The sequence below is a fragment of the Enterobacter sp. UCD-UG_FMILLET genome, assembly GCF_000762975.1.
In the GTDB taxonomy this organism is placed as follows: domain Bacteria; phylum Pseudomonadota; class Gammaproteobacteria; order Enterobacterales; family Enterobacteriaceae; genus Enterobacter; species Enterobacter dykesii.
Genome location: NZ_JRJC01000006.1, coordinates 25953 through 45408, shown reverse-complemented (window position 1 = coordinate 45408; position 19456 = coordinate 25953). Strand labels below are relative to the sequence as shown.

Sequence of the window (19456 nt, the reverse complement as noted above, 5' to 3'; positions counted from 1 at the left end):
TGTCCTTAGGTAGGTTTATGACGCTAACAAACCGGAATCGCCATTGCTCCATGTGCTAAACAATATCTTAGCCAGTCGGCTAAAAACTGGTTAATTTGATGCTTTTCGTCGCGTTGATGCAACTTTTTATTCGGGTAATCATACCGCGCCTTGAAGCGAAAGATCTGCTGGCTTGAACACACTTCAGCGACCATCGCGTCGTGATAGAGGCGCACCGTCATCGACGGCAGGCTCCAGTAGCTAATGCTGGGTGCCGTTTGCTCAATCTCCACCAGCGTAGTGTAGCGCGTTGATTCTGTTATCGTTAACCGATACTGCGCGTTGCTCACCTGATAGCTTACCGTTTCGCCGGGTGCGTCGTTTCGCGGCAGCAGGCGGCGCAACTGTGCGAAATTGGTTTCGCACAGGCGCATCATTTCTGGGAAGTCAGGCGTATAGCGCTTCATTTTTTCCACTCGTTTCGTAATGTCTGATAATGCAGCTGTAGCCATTGCAGGGCGATGACAGACGCTGCGTTGTCGATTTTCCCCTCTTCTACCCACTGATAAGCCTGTTCCCGGCTCACCACATGAACCCGAATATCTTCGTTTTCATCTGCCAGACCGTGGATCCCTTCCGCCGTCGTGGCGTCCACTTCGCCCACCATAATGGACAAGCGCTCGCTGGTACCGCCCGGGCTTGCCAGATAGCTCAGCACCGGTTTTGTACGGCCCACCACCAGCCCGGCCTCTTCCAGCGCCTCGCGCCGGGCGACGTCTTCAACCGTCTCACCTTCTTCGATCATCCCGGCCACCATCTCCAGCAGCCACGGACTCTCACTGACGTCATAAGCGGCGATGCGGATCTGCTCCACCAGCACAACTTCGTCACGCACTGGGTCAAAGGGTAGCAAGACTGCCGCATGCCCGCGCTCAAAAATTTCGCGTCTGATTTCGCCGCTCATTTCCCCGTTAAACAGGCGATGCCTGAAACGGTAAAGATCCATTGAAAAAAAACCGCTATAAAGCGTTTCTCGTGCAATAATTTCTACATCGTTTTTGGCGAATGTCACGGGCAACTTTTCTGGTTTTTGCATGAGTCGAGTCCTGGTAGCAATGGTGATGAAATTGTGAATTTCAAGGCTGTTTGGCTGCCGTTTGTAAGGCTATATGGTAGATTGGTGCAAATTACCGCCAGATGGCACGTTACGCCAACCTTTTGGTATGGAAGATTCTGTTAGAATCGGCAATTATTTTTTAATTAGATCAGCGCTAATACTGCTTCACAACAAGGAATGCAAATGAAGAAATTGCTCCCCATCCTTATCGGCCTGAGCCTGACGGGCTTCAGTGCAATGAGCCAGGCGGAAAACCTGTTACAGGTCTACCAGCAGGCACGTCTGGGCAACCCTGATTTACGTAAATCAGCGGCCGATCGTGATGCTGCGTTTGAAAAGATTAACGAAGCGCGTAGCCCCTTGCTGCCACAGTTAGGTTTAGGTGCAGATTATACCTACAGCAACGGTTTCCGCGACGCTAACGGCGTAAACTCCAATGCTACCAGCGCCTCACTGCAATTGACACAGACGCTGTTTGATATGTCCAAATGGCGCGCCCTGACCCTGCAGGAAAAGAGTGCGGGTATCCAGGATGTGACCTATCAGACCGACCAGCAGACGCTGATCCTGAACACCGCCACGGCGTACTTCAACGTGCTGAGCGCGATTGACGCACTCTCCTACACCGAAGCGCAGAAACAGGCGATTTACCGCCAGTTAGATCAAACCACCCAGCGTTTCAACGTGGGCCTGGTCGCGATCACCGACGTGCAGAACGCCCGTTCACAGTACGACACCGTGCTGGCTAACGAAGTGACCGCGCGTAACAACCTCGACAACGCGCTGGAGTCCCTGCGTCAGGTCACCGGGAATTACTATCCTGAGCTGGCGTCGCTGAACGTGGACAGCTTTAAAACGGATAAACCGCAGGCCGTTAACGCCCTGCTGAAAGAGGCGGAAAACCGCAACCTGAGTTTGCTGCAGGCGCGTCTGAGCCAGGATCTGGCCCGCGAGCAAATTCGTCAGGCGCAGGACGGCCATCTGCCAACCCTGAGCCTGAGCGCGTCTACCGGCGTTTCCGACACGACCTACAGCGGCTCTAAAACCAATACGTCCCAGTATGACGACAGCAATATGGGTCAGAACAAAGTGGGTCTGAGCTTCTCCCTACCGCTGTACCAGGGCGGTCAGGTTAACTCTCAGGTGAAACAGGCGCAGTACAACTTTGTTGGCGCGAGCGAGCAGCTGGAAAGCGCGCACCGCAGCGTGGTGCAGACCGTGCGTTCCTCCTTCAACAACGTAAACGCCTCCATCAGCAGCATCAACGCCTATAAACAGGCCGTTGTGTCTGCACAGAGCTCCCTGGACGCGATGGAAGCGGGCTATTCGGTCGGTACGCGTACTATCGTGGACGTGCTTGACGCGACCACCACGCTGTACAACGCCAAACAGCAGCTCTCCAGCGCGCGTTACCAGTACCTGATTAACCAGCTGAACATCAAACAGGCTCTGGGTACGCTGAACGAGCAAGATCTGCAGATGCTGAACAGCGCGCTGGGTAAACCGGTTTCCACCTCTCCGGACAGCGTTGCGCCGGAGAACCCGGAGCAGGTTGCCGCGGTTGATAACTTCAACGCTAACGGCAACACCCCGGCGGCACAGCCAGCCGCTGCGCGTACCACTACATCCGCCAGCAAAGGCAATAATCCGTTCCGTAATTAAGTTATGACCAGGCCCTCTCCCACAGGGAGAGGGCGCATCTGAATCACATCCGAACGTAAGCCAACGTAAAGATCCCCCTGATTCCGCCCCTCTTCGCTTCATTTTCAACCACTCATCCTCTATCCTGAGCGTTATTACCACTGGGTCCTGGAAGACAAAGATGAAACGGACAAAATCCATAAATCACGCTTCGTTCCGTAAGAGCTGGAACGCGCGTCACCTCACCCCTGTTGCGCTGGCGGTCACGGCTGTCTTTATGCTGGCAGGCTGTGAGAAAAATGACGAAACGGTATCGCTGTATCAAAACGCAGACGACTGCTCCGCCGCAACCGGCAAAGCCGCTGAATGTAAAACGGCTTACACCAGCGCGCTGAAAGAAGCGGAACGTACCGCACCGAAATATGCCTCACGCGAAGACTGCGTGGCGGAGTTCGGTGAAGGTCAGTGCCAGCAGGCACCGGTTCAGGCAGGCACTGCACCTGAAAATCAGGCGCAGGCGCAGTCCAGCGGCAGCTTCTGGATGCCGTTGATGGCAGGCTACATGATGGGTCGCCTGATGGGCGGCGGTGCGGGCTACCAGCAGCAGCCGCTGTTTAGCTCGAAAAACCCGGCCAGCCCGGCTTACGGTCAATATACCGATGCCAGCGGCAAAGGCTACGGCGCAGCGACCCCTGGCCGCACCGTGACCGTACCGAAAACGGCGATGGCGCCGAAGCCTGCCACCACCAGCACCATCACCCGCGGCGGGTTTGGTGAATCAGTGGCGAAGCAGACCAGCATGCAGCGCAGTGCGACAGGCACCTCCTCTACTCGCTCAATGGGCGGCTGATCATGGAACGAGTCAGTATCACCGAGCGCCCGGACTGGCGCGAAAAAGCCACCGAGTACGGTTTTAACTTTCACACCATGTACGGCGAGCCGTACTGGTGTGAAGACGCCTATTACAGGCTCACGCTGGCTCAGGTGGAAAAACTGGAAGAGGTGACGGCCGAGCTGCACCAGATGTGCCTGAAGGTTGTGGAAAAGGTCATCGACAGCGACGAGCTGATGGCAAAGTTCCGCATTCCGAAGCACACCTGGGGCTTTGTGCGCCAGTCGTGGAAAACGAATCAACCTTCGCTTTACTCTCGCCTGGATCTGGCGTGGGACGGCAAAGGTGAACCGAAGCTTCTGGAAAACAACGCCGATACGCCAACCTCTCTGTACGAAGCGGCGTTCTTCCAGTGGATCTGGCTGGAAGACCAGGCCAATGCCGGAAACCTGCCGGAAGGCAGCGACCAGTTTAACAGCCTCCAGGAAAAGCTGATTGAGCGTTTTGCCGAGCTGCGCGAACAGCATGGCTTTAACCTGCTCCATCTCGCCTGCTGCCGCGACACGGAAGAAGACCGTGGCACGGTCCAGTATCTGCAGGACTGCGCCGCCGAAGCGGAAGTGGCGACCGAGTTCCTCTACATCGAGGATATCGGCCTGGGTGAAAAAGGGCAGTTTACGGATATGCAGGACCAGGTGATCAGCAACCTGTTCAAGCTCTACCCGTGGGAATACATGCTGCGCGAGATGTTTTCCACCAAGCTGGAAGATGCTGGCGTGCGCTGGCTGGAGCCGGCATGGAAGAGCATTATCTCTAACAAAGCCCTGCTGCCGATGCTCTGGGAGATGTTCCCGAACCATCCGAACCTGCTGCCAGCGTATTTTGCGGAAGATGATTACCCGCAAATGGAGAAATACGTCGTTAAGCCGATCTTCTCCCGCGAAGGGGCAAACGTCTCGATTATCGAAAACGGCAAGACGCTGGAAGCGGTTGAAGGGCCATACGGCGAAGAAGGGATGATCGTCCAGGAGTTCTGGCAACTGCCGAAATTTGGCGACAGCTATACCCTGATTGGCAGTTGGCTCATTAACGATCTGCCGGCCGGGATTGGCATTCGCGAAGATCGCGCGCTGATCACGCAGGATCTGTCACGGTTTTATCCGCACATTTTTGTCGAATAGGCCGCGGCCTGATGCCCTCACCCCGCCCCTCTCCCACAGGGAGAGGGTGCAAACACTAAAAACGGCAACCTGAGGTTGCCGTTTTGCTTTTATTATCCCACCTGCACCGACAGCATACTCAAACTCCCCATCTCGATACCGTCGACCGGGATCGTCACCGGTTCCTGACCATCCCACGCGCCAAGAACGTACAGCAGCGGCAGGAAGTGTTCCGGCGTCGGGTTAGAGAGCGAACCGCCTTCGTGATCCAGATAGTTCACCAGCGGATGCTCCTCAGCCGGGCCTTGCCAGGTCAGGTTCGCTTTGACGTAGTCGTTAAAAGAGGTTGCCCACGGATACGGCGTGTTCTCACCGTGCCAGCGTGCGGTACGCAGGTTATGCACCACGTTGCCGCTCGCCACCAGCATGATGCCTTCATCACGCAGGGTTGCCAGCTTACGCCCCATCTCCAGATGCCAGGCCGCCGGTTTAGTGCTGTCGATGCTCAACTGCACCATCGGGATATCCGCGTCAGGATACATTTTAATCAGCACGCCCCAGGAGCCATGGTCAAAGCCCCAGGCTTCTTTATCCAGCGTCACAGGGACAGGTGCCAGCAACTCTACCAGCTTTTGCGCCAGCTCAGGCGAGCCGGGGGCCGGATAATGCGTGTCGTACAGCGCCTGCGGGAAGCCGCCAAAATCATGAATGGTTTTTGGCGCTTCCATGGCGGTCACGCCCGTCCCACGGGTAAACCAGTGCGCAGACACCACCACGATCGCTTTCGGCCGCGGCAGCGTCTCGCCCAGGTGACGCCAGGCGCGGGTATAGACGTTGTCTTCCAGAACGTTCATAGGGCTACCGTGGCCTAAAAACAGGGCTGGCATACGGGAAGAAGTCATGGTGATATCCTTACAGAAGGTGTCAATTTAATGGTGCTACATTACGCGCAATCCAGCAAAGATGAACGCAGATAAGCGTGAAGATCATCATCAGGAAATTTGAATGTAAGGAATGTGTAAAGCCGGGTTTTCACCCTCGCTTTGCCAGAAATGGATCATTTATATTAATGAGAATGATTATCAAAAGGAGCAATGCATGTCAGTCCCCTTGATCCTGACCATACTGGCGGGTGCCGCGACCTTCATCGGTGCGCTCCTCGGCGTGCTCGGCCAAAAGCCCTCTAACCGCGTGCTGGCCTTTTCACTGGGCTTTGCTGCCGGGATCATGCTGCTCATCTCCCTGATGGAGATGCTGCCTGCCGCGTTGGGCACCGAAGGCATGTCTCCGCTGCTGGGCTACGGCATGTTTGTCTTTGGCCTGCTGGGATACTTTGCCCTCGATCGGATGCTACCACACGCGCATCCGCAGGATTTAATGCAGAAAAACGTGACGCCTATGCCGCGCAATATCAAGCGTACCGCCGTGCTGTTAACGCTTGGCATCAGTCTGCACAACTTCCCGGAAGGGGTCGCTACCTACGTGACGGCCAGCAGCAATCTTGAGATGGGCTTTGGCATCGCGCTGGCGGTCGCCTTACACAATATTCCTGAAGGACTGGCCGTCGCCGGACCCGTGTATGCCGCAACGGGATCGAAACGCACTGCGGTGTTCTGGGCGGGTATTTCCGGGATGGCCGAAATCCTTGGCGGCGTGCTGGCCTGGCTGATTCTTGGTAGCCTGGTCTCTCCGGTAGTGATGGCGGCGATCATGGCCGCGGTAGCCGGGATCATGGTTGCGCTTTCGGTGGACGAACTGATGCCGCTGGCGAAGGAGATCGATCCAAACAACAACCCCAGCTATGGCGTGCTGTGTGGAATGTCGATTATGGGGTTAAGTCTGGTTCTGCTGCAGAGCGCAGGAATCGGGTAAAAAAACGCCGGGACTTCCCGGCGTTTTTATTATCAGCTGGCTTTGCGCTCGTGCGCCTGGCGATACTCAACCAGATCTTCAATCGTGACCACCGGCATGTTGTGCAGACGGGCAAAGGTGATGCACTCCGGCGCGCGCGCCATGGTGCCGTCATCGTTGGTCAGTTCGCACAGCACACCAGCAGGTTTGAAGCCAGCCAGCGTCACCAGGTCGATCGTCGCTTCGGTGTGACCACCGCGGGTCAACACGCCGCCCGCCTGCGCACGCAGTGGGAAGACGTGGCCAGGACGGTGCAGATCGGATGGCTTCGCACCATCGGCAATCGCTGCACGTACGGTGGTCAGACGGTCAGCCGCAGACACACCGGTGGTCACGCCATGCGCCGCTTCAATGGTCACGGTAAAACCGGTACCAAAGGCGCTGGTGTTGTTTTCGACCATCATCGGCAGATCGAGCTGCTTACGACGATCTTCATTAATACACAGGCATACGATGCCGCTGCCGTGACGGATGGTCAGCGCCATCTGTTCAACGGTCATGTTTTCGGCGGCGAAAATCATGTCGCCTTCGTTTTCACGGTTTTCATCGTCAAGCACCATCACACCGCGGCCTTCGCGCAGTGCATCCAGTGCATGTTCAACACGTTGAGTTGAAGTGCCAAAAGAGGAAAGTAGCGTCTGATTCATGGTAAAAAAACCTCATTAACATTATGGTTACCAGAATCAGGGCAGTCTTAGGAGCGCCGTATAAGCGGCAAAAAGATAACGTGAGCGGGCCCATGCCCGACTTGATCGTTACTCTCTCCCATCCGGACTCTAACCGTCGGCCCCGGAATTACACCGGATCTGCTGACCTTTGAGTTTTCACCCAAAGCGCTCGCGGGCTTTCAGCGTCACGCTGATTTACCGCCGGTGGGGAATTTCGCCCCGCCCTGAGAATAAGCGAGATAACTATAACGCTATTGATTATCCTGGGCAATGCATAAGCATCAAACAATTTTGTTTACCCCGGGCATGACGCGCTACAATGGACACTAACACTTTTCCATCAAGGGAAACGCCAATGATTGACCCGAAAAAAATTGAGCAGATCGCGCGTCAGGTTCATGAATCTATGCCAAAAGGCATTCGTGAATTTGGTGATGACGTAGAAAAGAAAATCCGCCAGACGCTGCAGGCGCAGTTGGTTCGCCTTGATTTAGTCAGCCGCGAAGAGTTCGACGTGCAGACCCAGGTTCTGCTGCGCACCCGCGAGAAGCTGGCGCTGCTGGAACAGCGTCTGAGCGAGCTGGAAAACCGCAATGCGCCGGAAGAAGTGAAGCCGGCACCGGCCATTCCACCGGTGGACGATCAGGCGTGAAGTTAATGCAAAACGGCAACCTTGGTTGCCGTTTTTTTATCTTTACTCCCTCTCCCTATGGGAGAGGGTTGGGGTGAGGGCATCAGCCCGCACGAACTACTTACTGTCCTTCTGGATCTTCTTGATGATGTTGGTGGTTGAGCACCCGTCCTCAAAATTGAGCACCATCACTTCACCGCCGTTGGCCCAGACCTCTTCGCTACCCGCGATTTGCTCCGGCTTGTAATCCCCGCCTTTTACCAGCAGGTCCGGCAGAATGCCGGCAATCAGGCGCTGCGGGGTATCTTCTTCAAACGACACCACCCAGTCCACGGCTTCCAGCGCGCCGAGCACGATCATGCGCTGCTCGAGCGGGTTCACCGGACGCGTTTCGCCCTTCAGGCGTTTCGTCGATGCATCGCTGTTAACCGCCACAATCAGGCGATCGCCCAGCTTGCGCGCGTTCGCCAGATACGAAACGTGGCCCGCGTGCAGAATGTCGAACACGCCGTTGGTCATCACCACTTTTTCACCACGCTTGCGCGCGGCGGCGACGGCCACCTTCAGCTCTTCTTCGGTCATGACGCCAAAACCGGTATCCGCACGACCGCGCACCGCGTTTTCCAGCTCGATTGGCGAAACGGTTGAGGTACCGAGTTTACCGACGACCACGCCCGCCGCGGCGTTGGCGAAGTAGCATGCCTCTTCCAGCGAGTTTCCTGCCGCCAGCGTCGCCGCCAGCACGCCGATCACCGTATCACCGGCACCGGTCACGTCGTACACTTCCTGCGCCTGGGTTGGCATATGCAGCGGCGCTTTGCCCGGCTGCAGCAGCGTCATCCCCTGCTCGGAGCGGGTCACCAGCAGCGCGGACAGCTCGAAGTCGGCAATGATCTTCATGCCGCGCTCAACCAGCTCTTCCTCGGTTTTGCACTTGCCCGCCACCGCTTCAAACTCGGAGAGGTTCGGCGTCAGCAGCGTCGCGCCGCGATAGCGCTCAAAATCGGTCCCTTTCGGGTCGATCAGCACCGGCACGTTAGCTTTACGCGCCAGTTGGATCATCGTCTGCACGCTGGCCAGCGCGCCTTTTGCGTAGTCGGACAGCACCAGCGCGCCGATATTGCCCAGCGCCTGGTTGATACGCTCGTGCAGCGGCTCGGGATCAACGCCTTCAAACCCTTCTTCAAAGTCGAGGCGGATCAGCTGCTGGTTGCGCGACAGCACGCGCAGTTTCGTAATCGTTGGGTGGGTCGGAACAGAAACGAAGTCGCACTTCACGTTCACGTCCGCCAGCGACTTGCTCAGCGCGCGCGCCGCATCGTCGATGCCGGTCAAGCCCACCAGACGCGACTGCGCGCCCAGGGAGGCAATGTTCATCGCCACGTTTGCCGCGCCGCCGGGACGCTCTTCAATGGTGTCGACCTTAACCACCGGTACCGGTGCTTCCGGAGAGATGCGGCTGGTCGGTCCATACCAGTAGCGATCCAGCATCACATCCCCAACAACCATTACCCCAGCACGTTCAAACTCTGGCAGTGTTACTTTCATTCCTGACTCCAGAAAGATTCACAATTTGCGCGCGATAATATCACACTTGATTTGTTACGCACGGTTCCACCAGCCACTTCTGCCAGCTGGCCGTTACCTGAGCACGTTCATTCGCGAAACAGTCCAGCGCCACGTGCCCCGGCTCCTCCTGCAGCGCCAGATGATGAAGCTCATCGCGCAGCGTCGTGTAGGCGAGGGTTAAGGCCTGCGCCTCCAGCTCGTCCATGATGTCATTTTGCGCCAGCAGCTCCAGAATGCGCACGTTATCGGACCAGCGCGTCAGCTTCGGCTTGTCGTGGGCGTGCAGCAGCACCAGATACTGGGTAATGAACTCAATATCGGTAATACCGCCCTCGTCGGCTTTAATATCAAAGCGATCGCGGTGTTTATTGCCGAGATGCGCGCGCATTTTCTCGCGCATTTCCCGCACTTCTGTTTGTAATGTGGCGCCCTCTCGCACCGTCGTCATAACGTCCTTACGGATGACGTCAAACTGCGTTTTGAGCTGCGGATCGCCATACACCACGCGAGCGCGCACCAGCGCCTGATGCTCCCACGTCCAGGCTTCATTCTTCTGGTAATCGGCGAAGGATTCCGTTGAGGTCACCAGCATGCCCGCCGCGCCGGACGGACGCAGGCGCGCATCGACTTCATACAAAATGCCCGACGAGGTGCGGGTGCTGAACAGATGCATAATGCGCTGCGCCAGGCGCAGATAGAACTGACGCCCGTCAATCTCGCGCTCGCCGTCGGTCATCACGTCAACCGGGCAGTCGTGCAGGAAGATTAAATCCAGATCGGAGCTATAGCCCAACTCCCAGCCGCCAAGCTTGCCGTAACCCACCACGGCAAACCCTCGTCCCTCACGATCGGCAAGGTGCTTCGGCTGGCCGTAGCGGGCCACCATCTGCACCCACGCCTGATGGACCACCGCGTCGATGATCGCCTCTGCCAGCCAGGTTAAGTGATCGCTCACTTTCATCACCGGCAGCGTTCCGGCGATGTCCGCCGCCGCCACGCGCAGCATCTGAGCCTGCTTAAACTGGCGCAGCGCCTCCAGCTGCTGCTCTTCGTCCTCTTCCGGCACGCGCAGCAGATACTGACGCAGCTCGTCCCGGTAGGCATCCGTCGCCGTGGGCTGATACAGCGTGTTCGGATCGAGCAGCTCATCCAGCAGCAGCGGGTAACGCGCCAGCTTGTTGGCCACCATCGGCGAGGCGGCGCAGAGCGTAATCAGGTGCTTCAGCGCCCCCGGAAACTCGCTCAGGAGCTCCAGATAGGTGGTACGCGTGATAATCCCGCTCAGCAGCGGCATCATGCGCGACAGCGGTACCGGCGCATCCGCCCGCGAGCAAACCTCGCTCAGGAGGTGCGGCATCAGGTGATCCAGCACCTGACGGCCGCGCGGGCCGATGGCGCGTTTGTTCAGCTCAAGACGGAAATCAGCGATCAGCGCCACCACGCGATGGCGCGCGTCGTCTGTTAAGTGCGTCAGCACCGGCGTGGTGTCATCTTCCTGGAGCGCGTCCTGCCACAGCTCGCGCCAGTGCTCGGAAAGCGCATCGTCCTGCGATTCGCTTTCGTCATCACCGATCAGCTCGTTAAAGATGCGGCGTACGCCCGCCATGTGGGCATCCAGCCGTTCGGTCAGCGTTGACCAATCGTCCACGCGCATGCCCCAGGCCAGGCGCGCCCGGTTAAGGTCATCGCCCGGCAGGGTCTGGGTCTGTTCGTCGTTGATGCTTTGCAGCAGGTTTTCCAGACGACGCAGGAACAGATAGGCCTCGCGCAGGGTTTGCGCGTCGCCGTCCGGCAGCAGGTGAAGCTGCTCGATGGCGCTAAGGGTCGGCAGCAGCGAGCGGGACTGTAACGACGGCTCACGCCCGCCGCGAATCAGTTGGAAAACCTGAACGATAAATTCGATTTCTCGAATGCCGCCCGCGCCGAGCTTGATGTTGTCCTTCAGCCCACGACGGCGAACCTCACGGGCAATCATCCCTTTCATATTGCGCAGGGACTGGATGACGCTGAAGTCGATATAGCGACGGAACACGAACGGGCGCAGCATGGCGCGCAGCTCGTTGGCGTAAGCGTCGTCGCTGTCGCCCATAATCCGCGCTTTAACCATTGCATAGCGCTCCCAGTCGCGCCCCTGCTCCTGGTAGTAATCTTCCAGCGCGGCAAAGCTCAGCACCAGCGGTCCGCTGTCGCCAAACGGACGCAGGCGCATGTCCACGCGGTAAACAAAACCGTCCTGCGTCGGCTGGTCCAGCGCCTTGATCAGACGCTGGCCGAGACGGGTAAAGAACTGGGCGTTGTCCAGCTCGCGACGGCCGCCGCGCGTGGAGCCGTTCTCGGGCCAGGCAAAAATCAGGTCGATGTCGGAGGAGAAGTTCAGCTCGCAGCCGCCCAGCTTGCCCATCCCCAGAATCAACAGCGGCTGAGGAACCCCTTCCTCGCTGCACGGCGTGCCCCACTCTTTACAGCAGGCGGCGTAGAGCCAGTCGCGCGCGGCGACAATCAGCGTTTGCGCCAGCTCGCTTAACTGCTGCAGCGTGCTCTCTTCGCTCACCCGCTCCAGCGCCTGAGCCCAGGCAATGCGCACCATCACCCGACGGCGGAACTGGCGCAGGACGCGCATCAGCGTGGCTTCATCCGCAACGTCTTCGAGCGCGGTTTGCAGCCAGCCGGCGTAATGCCGCCACTCGTCCGCCTGCGGCGGCGCGTTCTCAAGCTCTGCCAGCCAGTCCGGGTTGGCGGTGATACTTTCCTGCACAAAATCACTGAAGGCGAGCACGCTCTTCGCCTGCTCGCTTAACGATGACGCCGGTAATGACTCAGGCAGACGTTCGCAAACGGTCTGCCACTGCTGCTGTAACGGTGAAGAAAGCGGCATTATAGGGGTTCCTTGCCAGAGTTAACGTTTTCCGCTGTGCAGCCAGAACGGCTCCTGCGAAATGGCCTCGTTACGGAAATGCTCAATCTCAATATGCTGGCGGGTTTCGATGGCATGCTTCAGCCCCTGCCAGTTTTCCAGCCATGCCTGCGCCTGTGGCCCGTCGTAGGCGCCGGAAAGGAGCAGCATGCTGTCGATGTTGCGCGAAAGACGGGGAAGCTGATCGCCATACTTATCGCCGAGCGGATACGCAAAGGTGCTCTTCAGCTCGGCGGCATGACGGGAAAGATGAATATCCGCGAAACGCTTAAAGTTTTCCGCGATTTTGGTTTCCGCTTTCGCATCCAGAAAGGCGCGCCAGCCGCGCGTGACCAGAAACTCGGTCAGCGCCAGTTTTGCCGAAGCGGCCTGCGGGCTGTAAATCGCCGTTTGCGCCGAGACGTCCGAGAGCATCAGCGTTTCGGTTTGCGTCAGCAGATCACGTAAGTGAGCGCTCGCTTTGCGAGGAACGATACCGCCGAACAGCGCCAGGGAATGACGCACCAGGGCAATCGCCGCCAGCACGTGGGATTTGGCGTTTTTCACGTTTCGCACCCACAGCTCTTCATGGTACTGCCACTGCGAAAGCGCCAGCTCCAGCGCGGCTTCCAGCCCCTGCTCAACGCTGGCTTTCGGCGCAACGCGCAAAATGGTCGTCTCTTTCAGGACGCGCGGCGCATTTCCGGCCGCCAGATGGTAACCCCGCGCGGCTTTACTCAGGCTTCCCTGACGCAGTCCGGACTGGCTCACCAGCCTGCGCGCCAACTTCAGCACGTCATTCGCGTCCCCTTCCAGCAGCTCAAGCTCCAGTTCACAAATGGGCTCCTGGAACTCCCCCGCCTTCACCTCACCGAGATCGAGGGCGATTTCGATGCGGCTTTTACCTTCCGTCACCAGCCATTTTTCGCGCCAGAAATCGGTGCTGAACAGCGGCTGTACCTGTTCCGCCAGCGTGGAGGGCAGCTCGCCTTCCGGCCAGACTTCCGCCGGGAAGCGTTCGAGCTCAAGTTCTGGCTTGCTGATGTCGATATTGTATTCCGGGCGCTGATGTAAACCGCCGACCACGCGGCCGGCAATTTTCATCGTCATCTCGTAGCGCCCGCTCGCGCCGCGGATGCGCAGCCCCATATCGTGGCGGCGCAGCCAGTTGTTTGGCGTTTCGTAATAGATATTAAGCAGTTGTACCGGTGCATGGTGTTCGCCGGAAAGCGTATGCAGATGCTGGCGGAGTGCGTCAACGCTGTCTTTTTCGACGATAAACTTTAATTCAATTTCTTGTGCCATAGCCTTGTACTTTTGCGGGCGTCACAGACGCGTCAATGAGGGCGAACTTCCTCGCCATTTGTTTGTCAGTACATAGTATTTTGCGCCAAATTGCCATGCAATGAGCAATTTGTCGGGCGTAAATGTGTAGAGTCGTGACACAGATGATTCTGATTGCTGACGAATGCTTTGCGTAGAGACACTGTTGCCACTACTATCGTTCCACTATTTATGAAAATAACGACTAATGATGCTTAAATTACGCCTGATTGGACTTACTTTACTCGCTTTTAGCGCCGCAACCGCAGTGCACGCTGAAGAGAAGCGTTACGTTTCTGACGAACTGAACACCTGGGTACGCAGTGGCCCCGGAGATAATTATCGCCTCGTGGGCACGGTGAATGCCGGCGAGGAAGTCACCCTGTTACAGACCAACGCGGACACCAACTACGGTCAGGTTCGCGACAGTACCGGCCGTACGTCCTGGATCCCGCTGAAAGAGCTGAGCACCTCGCCAAGTCTGCGCACGCGCGTGCCGGATCTGGAAAACCAGGTGAAGACTCTGACCGATAAGCTGAACAACATCGACGGCACCTGGAACCAGCGCACCGCTGAAATGCAGCAGAAAGTGGCGCAAAGCGACGGTGTGATTAACGGTCTGAAAGAAGAGAACCAGAAACTGAAAAACGAGCTGATTGTCGCGCAGAAGAAAGTGAATGCCGCCAATCTGCAGCTCGACGACAAACAGCGCACCATCATCATGCAGTGGTTTATGTATGGCGGCGGCGTGCTGGGCGTAGGTCTGGTGCTGGGTCTGGTGCTGCCGCATCTGATCCCAAGCCGCAAGCGTAAAGATCGCTGGATGAACTAATTCGTCTTCTCTGCCAGACTTACGTATCATTCTGGAAAAGAGAAAACGGGAGAGTTGGGCGTGAAGAGTTATCTGGTCGGTGGTGCGGTACGTGATGCGTTGTTAGGTCTGCCGGTCAAAGATAAAGACTGGGTGGTGGTTGGCGCCACCCCGGAAGAGATGCTCGACGCGGGCTACCAGCAGGTAGGCCGCGATTTTCCCGTATTCCTGCACCCGAAAAGCCGTGAAGAGTATGCCCTGGCGCGTACCGAGCGGAAATCGGGCTCGGGCTATACGGGCTTCACCTGCTATGCCGCGCCGGACGTCACGCTGGAGCAAGATCTTCTGCGCCGCGATCTCACCATCAACGCGCTGGCGCAGGACGAGAACGGCCAGATTGTTGACGCCTATGGCGGTCAGGACGATCTGCGCAACCGTCTTTTACGTCACGTTTCCCCGGCGTTTTCTGAAGATCCGCTCCGCGTGCTCCGCGTGGCGCGCTTTGCCGCGCGTTACGCCCATCTCAGTTTCCGTATTGCCGATGAAACAATGGCGCTGATGACCGCCATGACCGAGGCGGGCGAGCTTGAACACCTGACGCCAGAGCGCGTCTGGAAAGAGACGGAAAATGCTCTCACCACGCGCAACCCGCAGGTCTTTTTCCAGGTCCTGCGCGACTGCGGCGCGCTGAAGGTGCTGTTCCCGGAAATAGACGCGCTGTTTGGCGTGCCTGCCCCGGCAAAATGGCACCCGGAAATTGATACCGGCGTACACACGCTGATGACGCTCAGCATGGCCGCCATGCTCAGCCCGGACGTGGACGTGCGTTTTTCCACCCTGTGTCACGATCTTGGCAAAGGCCTAACGCCAAAAGAATTCTGGCCTCGCCACCACGGGCACGGTCCGGCAGGGGTGAAGCTGGTCGAGGGTCTGTGCCAGCGTCTGCGCGTGCCGAACGAGATCCGCGATCTGGCGAAACTGGTGGCCGAGTTCCACGATCTGATCCACACCTTCCCTATCCTGAAACCGGCCACCATCGTTAAGCTTTTCGATAACATCGACGCCTGGCGTAAACCCCAGCGCGTAGAGCAAATCGCGCTCACCAGCGAAGCTGACGTGCGTGGTCGTACCGGGTTTGAAGCGTGCGATTACCCGCAGGGACGTTTACTGCGTAAAGCCTGGGACGTTGCGAAAGCGGTACCCACGAAGGACGTTGTCGAAGCGGGATTCAAAGGGCCGGAAATTCGCGAAGAGCTCACGAAACGGCGAATTCAGGCGGTGTCGGACTGGAAGGAAAAGCATTGCCCTCAGCCGAAAGACTGAGGGCCATCGGTCAGAAGAAGACCACGTACACCGCAGCCGCCACGATAAAGCGATAGATCGCGAACGGAATAAACGAGATACGCTTAATCAGCTGCAGGAAGGTTTTAATCGCAATCAGCGCCACGATAAACGCGGTGATGAAGCCGACGGCGAACATCGGAATGTCGCCCGTGGTAAGGAAACCAATGCTTTTATAGAGGTCAAGCGCGGTGGCGCCCATCATCATCGGCACCGCCAGCAGGAACGAGAACTCTGACGCGGCGTAACGGCTTACGCCCATCAGCATCCCGCCGGAGATGGTTGCGCCTGAACGAGAGAAGCCCGGCCACAGCGCCAGACACTGGAAGCAGCCAATGATAAACGCCTGACGATACGTCATATCGTCCAGCCCTTCCGCGCGCGGCGTTTTTGGCTTCAGCACTTCCGCTGCGATCAGCAGGAAGCCACCTACCACCAGCGCGTACATCACGTTAATCGGGTTAAACAGCGATTTGATGGCGTCGTGGAACACCAGGCCCAGCACCACCGCAGGGATCATCCCGAGCAGAATATGGATCAGCGACAGGCGGCCTTTACTCATCCCTTCGTGCTGAGGCGGACGGCCAAAATGGATGCCAATCAGACCAAACAGACGGCGCCAGAACATCACCACCACCGCCAGAATAGACCCCAGCTGGATAACCACTTCAAACGTTTTGGCGGTATCGCCTTCGAAGCCCAGCAGATGGCCAACGATAATCATATGGCCCGTACTGGAGACCGGCAAAAACTCCGTCAATCCTTCGACCACACCCAGTATTGCCGCCACCAGCAGCGAGTGCATATCGCTCATCTATAAACCCCTAAAAAGATATAAAAAAACGGCGTCCCATACGGACAACCGATAAAGATACATTCCTGAGACCGGTATAACCTAAAATGGTTTAGCTATTATGACGTTAAATCTTTCCTTTCAGATTTGTGCCACGCTCGATAATGACGCCAACGTTGGCGGCTCGCGCCACCGCGCCCGGCTTGCTCAGCTTGATGCGCACCCAAGGTGAGTTGAATTTTTTCAACAGCAATTCTGCGACTTCTTCCGCCACCCGTTCGACCAGCGCAAAACGCTGCCCTTCAACGTGGGCGATGACCGTTTCACTGATATCGGCATAGCTCAGACAATCGTTCACGTCATCGCTTTTTGCCGATTTGCGGTTATCCCATCCCATTTCGATATCGAACACCAGCTTCTGTTCGATGGTCTGTTCCCAGTCGTAAACACCAATTGTGGTGATTACCGAAAGTTGCTCTATAAATACAATATCCATCACGACCTGCCTGCTTTTTGGCTAAACCGGATACCACTTCCGGCGAATTATGCGTATTATCCACAGATGTTGAGAATACAGATACATTTTCAAAACGGAACAGCGTTATGAGTGCAATCGCGCCTGGAATGATCCTCCTCGCCTATCTTTGCGGCTCAATCTCCAGCGCCATTCTGGTCTGCCGCATTGCCGGGTTACCTGACCCGCGTGAAAATGGTTCCGGGAATCCGGGGGCGACCAACGTACTACGAATTGGCGGCAAGGGAGCAGCCGTAGCGGTTTTGATTTTTGATGTTCTGAAAGGGATGCTGCCCGTCTGGGGCGCGTATGCGCTGGGCGTCACGCCGTTCTGGCTGGGGCTCATTGCCATCGCCGCCTGCGTCGGCCATATCTGGCCCATTTTCTTTGGTTTTAAAGGCGGAAAAGGCGTTGCGACGGCCTTCGGTGCGATTGCACCTATCGGCTGGGATCTCACCGGCGTCATGGCCGGAACCTGGCTTCTGACCATTCTTCTGAGCGGCTACTCGTCGCTGGGCGCCATCGTCAGCGCGCTGATCGCCCCGTTCTACGTCTGGTGGTTTAAACCCCAGTTCACCTTCCCGGTGTCGATGCTCTCCTGTCTTATCCTGCTGCGTCATCACGACAATATCCAGCGCCTGTGGCGTCGTCAGGAGACCAAAATCTGGACTAAGCTCAAGAGAAAGAAAAAAGACGCTCCGAAGAGTTAGTTATGCCTTATAGCCAAATGTGATTTTGGTCACCTTCTGCCTGTGGTAACTGTTAGGGACACAACACAACCACATAAGAAGAAAATGGCTGAAATCACAGACACCACTTCCCTTTCAACGGCAGGTAATCCTCCTGATGGCGACATCCAGTGGGTGCGCAGCGCGTCGGATGTATCACGCCTCGTTAATGACGGCTCTCAGGGCCGGGCAAACGCCCGTATCGTGGTCGGTATCGCGCTGGGCGGAATTTTCCTCGATGCCTACGATCTGGGCGCGCTGGCGTTCGGCATTAAAGACATCACCCGCGAATTTAACCTGACGCCCGCCGGTACCGGTATGGTGGCCTCGGCGATTACCTTTGGTGCCATTGTCGGGGCGCTGCTCGGCGGTTACCTCACGGATAAAATCGGGCGCTACCGCGTTTTTATGGCTGATATGGTGTTCTTCGTGGTGGCAGCGATCGCCTGTGCGCTGGCCCCGAACGAATATGTGCTCGCGGGTGCCCGCTTTGTGATGGGGCTGGGGGTCGGGATCGATCTTCCCGTGGCGATGGCGTTTTTAAGCGAGTTCGCCAGGCTGAAAGGGCCCGGAAATAAGGCCTCCAGCGTCGCGATGTGGTGCCCCACCTGGTATGCCGCCATCAGCGTCTCTTACCTGCTGGTGCTTTTCTTCTACGCCGTGTTGCCGGAAAGCCACAGCGACTGGCTGTGGCGTTTGATTCTCGGCTTTGGCGCGGTGCCCGCGCTGGTGATTATCGCCATCCGCAGCCGCTATATGAGCGAATCTCCGGTCTGGGCGGCGAATCAGGGCAACCTGAAAGAGGCGGCGTCAATTTTACGCCAGTCGTATAACATCAATGCCCACGTGCCGCAGGACGCGCTCGGCCAGCCTGCACCTGTCGTGAATAAAGCGAAATGGTCAAATTATCTGAACCTGTTCCGCGGCATCTACTTGCGCCGCACGACGCTCGCCACGCTGCTGTCCGTCGTCTCGTCGTTTGCCTATAACGCCGTGGCGTTTGGCCTGCCGGTGATCATCTCCAGCTTCTTTGTCCAGTCAATGCTCACCACCATCCTGATTTCTCTGGTGCTTAACCTGCTGTTTGCCTTCGTCGGCGGACTGCTGGCGGTACGCTACGTACCGCGCTTCGGCGCCTGGCGGATGTCGCTGGCGGGTTATGCCTGCCAGCTTGTCGCGCTGCTGGGCCTGGCGCTGATTGGCCGACCGGAAGGTGCCTCTGAAGGCGTGCTTGCCGTAGCCATGCTGGCGCTTTTCCTGTTCGGTCAGGGCTTCGGCCCGGGCGCGCATACCATGACGTTCGCCTCTCTGAGCTACCCGACCTCGCTGCGCGGCGTGGGCGTGGGTCTCAACCAGACGCTGATGCGCAGCAGCTCGACGCTGTCGCTGTTCCTGTTCCCGCTGCTGGTCGCGTCTCTCGACACCGCCGTGTTCTGGGTGATTGCGCTGGCACCGTTTATCGGCCTGGCGTCGCTGCTGGCAATCCGCTGGGAGCCGTCGGGGTATGATGTGGACGCGGAGGACTACCGGTAACGACACATTACT

Annotated in this window: 18 protein-coding genes and 1 riboswitch; of the genes, 9 read left to right on the top strand and 9 right to left on the bottom strand. The window is 57.5% G+C overall.

The features are described from left to right. Positions 1-23: 23 nt before the first annotated feature. Positions 24-446 carry a DUF1249 family protein gene (locus tag LA04_RS00670; RefSeq protein ID WP_003862516.1) on the bottom strand — a complete coding sequence of 141 codons (423 nt, stop codon included), beginning with the start codon at positions 444-446 and terminating at the stop codon, positions 24-26. Further along, positions 443-1075 carry an ADP-ribose diphosphatase gene (gene nudF, locus LA04_RS00665; protein ID WP_008502974.1) on the bottom strand — a complete coding sequence of 211 codons (633 nt, stop codon included), beginning with the start codon at positions 1073-1075 and terminating at the stop codon, positions 443-445. Before nudF ends, LA04_RS00670 begins: the two co-directional genes overlap by 4 nt. 204 nt (positions 1076-1279) lie before the next feature. Between nudF and tolC the strand changes: the two genes are divergently transcribed. The 3 genes from tolC (at position 1280) to LA04_RS00650 (ending at position 4750) form a co-directional block, all read left to right on the top strand. Continuing rightward, positions 1280-2758, top strand: coding sequence for an outer membrane channel protein TolC (tolC, locus tag LA04_RS00660; RefSeq protein ID WP_047650101.1), 1479 nt, complete (start codon positions 1280-1282; stop codon positions 2756-2758). A gap of 160 nt (positions 2759-2918) precedes the next feature. Then, positions 2919-3587 carry a DUF1190 family protein gene (locus LA04_RS00655; protein ID WP_047650100.1) on the top strand — a complete coding sequence of 223 codons (669 nt, stop codon included), beginning with the start codon at positions 2919-2921 and terminating at the stop codon, positions 3585-3587. Between the two features lie 2 nt (positions 3588-3589). Next, on the top strand, positions 3590-4750 hold the full coding sequence (locus LA04_RS00650) for a glutathionylspermidine synthase family protein (protein WP_047650098.1): 1161 nt from the start codon (positions 3590-3592) through the stop codon (positions 4748-4750). A 92-nt stretch (positions 4751-4842) separates the two neighbouring features. Here the strand turns inward: LA04_RS00650 and ygiD are convergent, their stop codons facing one another. Further along, positions 4843-5631 (bottom strand): 4,5-DOPA dioxygenase extradiol, encoded by a 789-nt coding sequence (gene ygiD / locus LA04_RS00645; protein WP_047650096.1) that lies wholly within the window; start codon positions 5629-5631, stop codon positions 4843-4845. A gap of 196 nt (positions 5632-5827) precedes the next feature. Here ygiD and zupT point away from each other — a divergent pair, with 196 nt between their 5' ends. Continuing rightward, positions 5828-6601, top strand: coding sequence for a zinc transporter ZupT (zupT, locus tag LA04_RS00640; RefSeq protein ID WP_047650094.1), 774 nt, complete (start codon positions 5828-5830; stop codon positions 6599-6601). 32 nt (positions 6602-6633) lie between these two features. Here zupT and ribB read toward each other — a convergent pair whose 3' ends face one another. After that, positions 6634-7287, bottom strand: a complete 654-nt coding sequence (gene ribB, locus LA04_RS00635; protein ID WP_023309208.1) for a 3,4-dihydroxy-2-butanone-4-phosphate synthase — start codon at positions 7285-7287, stop codon at positions 6634-6636. A gap of 106 nt (positions 7288-7393) precedes the next feature. Next, positions 7394-7544: riboswitch (FMN riboswitch) on the bottom strand. A 119-nt stretch (positions 7545-7663) separates the two neighbouring features. Here ribB and ubiK point away from each other — a divergent pair. After that, the gene (gene ubiK, locus LA04_RS00630; protein ID WP_045371366.1) at positions 7664-7960 is read left to right on the top strand and encodes a ubiquinone biosynthesis accessory factor UbiK; all 297 of its coding nucleotides are present in this window, start codon (positions 7664-7666) and stop codon (positions 7958-7960) included. Between the two features lie 96 nt (positions 7961-8056). Here ubiK and hldE read toward each other — a convergent pair whose 3' ends face one another. Genes hldE through LA04_RS00615 form a run of 3 tightly spaced genes read right to left on the bottom strand, consistent with a single transcriptional unit; the run spans position 8057 to position 13706 of the window. Continuing rightward, positions 8057-9487, bottom strand: coding sequence for a bifunctional D-glycero-beta-D-manno-heptose-7-phosphate kinase/D-glycero-beta-D-manno-heptose 1-phosphate adenylyltransferase HldE (hldE, locus tag LA04_RS00625; protein ID WP_047650091.1), 1431 nt, complete (start codon positions 9485-9487; stop codon positions 8057-8059). Positions 9488-9527: 40 nt separating this feature from the next. Next, positions 9528-12383, bottom strand: a complete 2856-nt coding sequence (gene glnE, locus LA04_RS00620) for a bifunctional [glutamate--ammonia ligase]-adenylyl-L-tyrosine phosphorylase/[glutamate--ammonia-ligase] adenylyltransferase (RefSeq protein WP_047650089.1) — start codon at positions 12381-12383, stop codon at positions 9528-9530. A gap of 21 nt (positions 12384-12404) precedes the next feature. After that, a complete protein-coding gene (locus LA04_RS00615; RefSeq protein WP_047650088.1) occupies positions 12405-13706 on the bottom strand; it encodes a CYTH domain-containing protein in 1302 nt (433 codons plus the stop codon). Between the two features lie 229 nt (positions 13707-13935). Here LA04_RS00615 and LA04_RS00610 point away from each other — a divergent pair, with 229 nt between their 5' ends. Together LA04_RS00610 and LA04_RS00605 are read left to right on the top strand one after the other, a co-directional pair. Further along, the gene (locus tag LA04_RS00610) at positions 13936-14556 is read left to right on the top strand and encodes a TIGR04211 family SH3 domain-containing protein (RefSeq protein ID WP_047650365.1); all 621 of its coding nucleotides are present in this window, start codon (positions 13936-13938) and stop codon (positions 14554-14556) included. Positions 14557-14616: 60 nt separating this feature from the next. Beyond that, positions 14617-15858 (top strand): multifunctional CCA addition/repair protein, encoded by a 1242-nt coding sequence (locus LA04_RS00605; protein WP_047650086.1) that lies wholly within the window; start codon positions 14617-14619, stop codon positions 15856-15858. Positions 15859-15868: 10 nt separating this feature from the next. Here the strand turns inward: LA04_RS00605 and bacA are convergent, their stop codons facing one another. Beyond that, positions 15869-16690: an undecaprenyl-diphosphate phosphatase gene (gene bacA / locus LA04_RS00600; RefSeq protein WP_008502957.1), complete on the bottom strand. Its 822-nt coding sequence runs from the start codon at positions 16688-16690 to the stop codon at positions 15869-15871. Between the two features lie 106 nt (positions 16691-16796). Beyond that, entirely contained in the window at positions 16797-17165 is a 369-nt protein-coding gene (gene folB / locus LA04_RS00595; RefSeq protein WP_023309215.1) for a bifunctional dihydroneopterin aldolase/7,8-dihydroneopterin epimerase, read from the bottom strand. A 107-nt stretch (positions 17166-17272) separates the two neighbouring features. Here folB and plsY point away from each other — a divergent pair, with 107 nt between their 5' ends. Both plsY and LA04_RS00585 read left to right on the top strand, forming a co-directional pair. Then, complete coding sequence (gene plsY, locus LA04_RS00590; RefSeq protein WP_032659895.1) at positions 17273-17893, top strand: glycerol-3-phosphate 1-O-acyltransferase PlsY; 621 nt, start codon at positions 17273-17275, stop codon at positions 17891-17893. 84 nt (positions 17894-17977) lie between these two features. Further along, positions 17978-19444, top strand: coding sequence for an MFS transporter (locus LA04_RS00585; RefSeq protein ID WP_047650085.1), 1467 nt, complete (start codon positions 17978-17980; stop codon positions 19442-19444). The last annotated feature ends 12 nt before the right edge of the window (positions 19445-19456 follow it).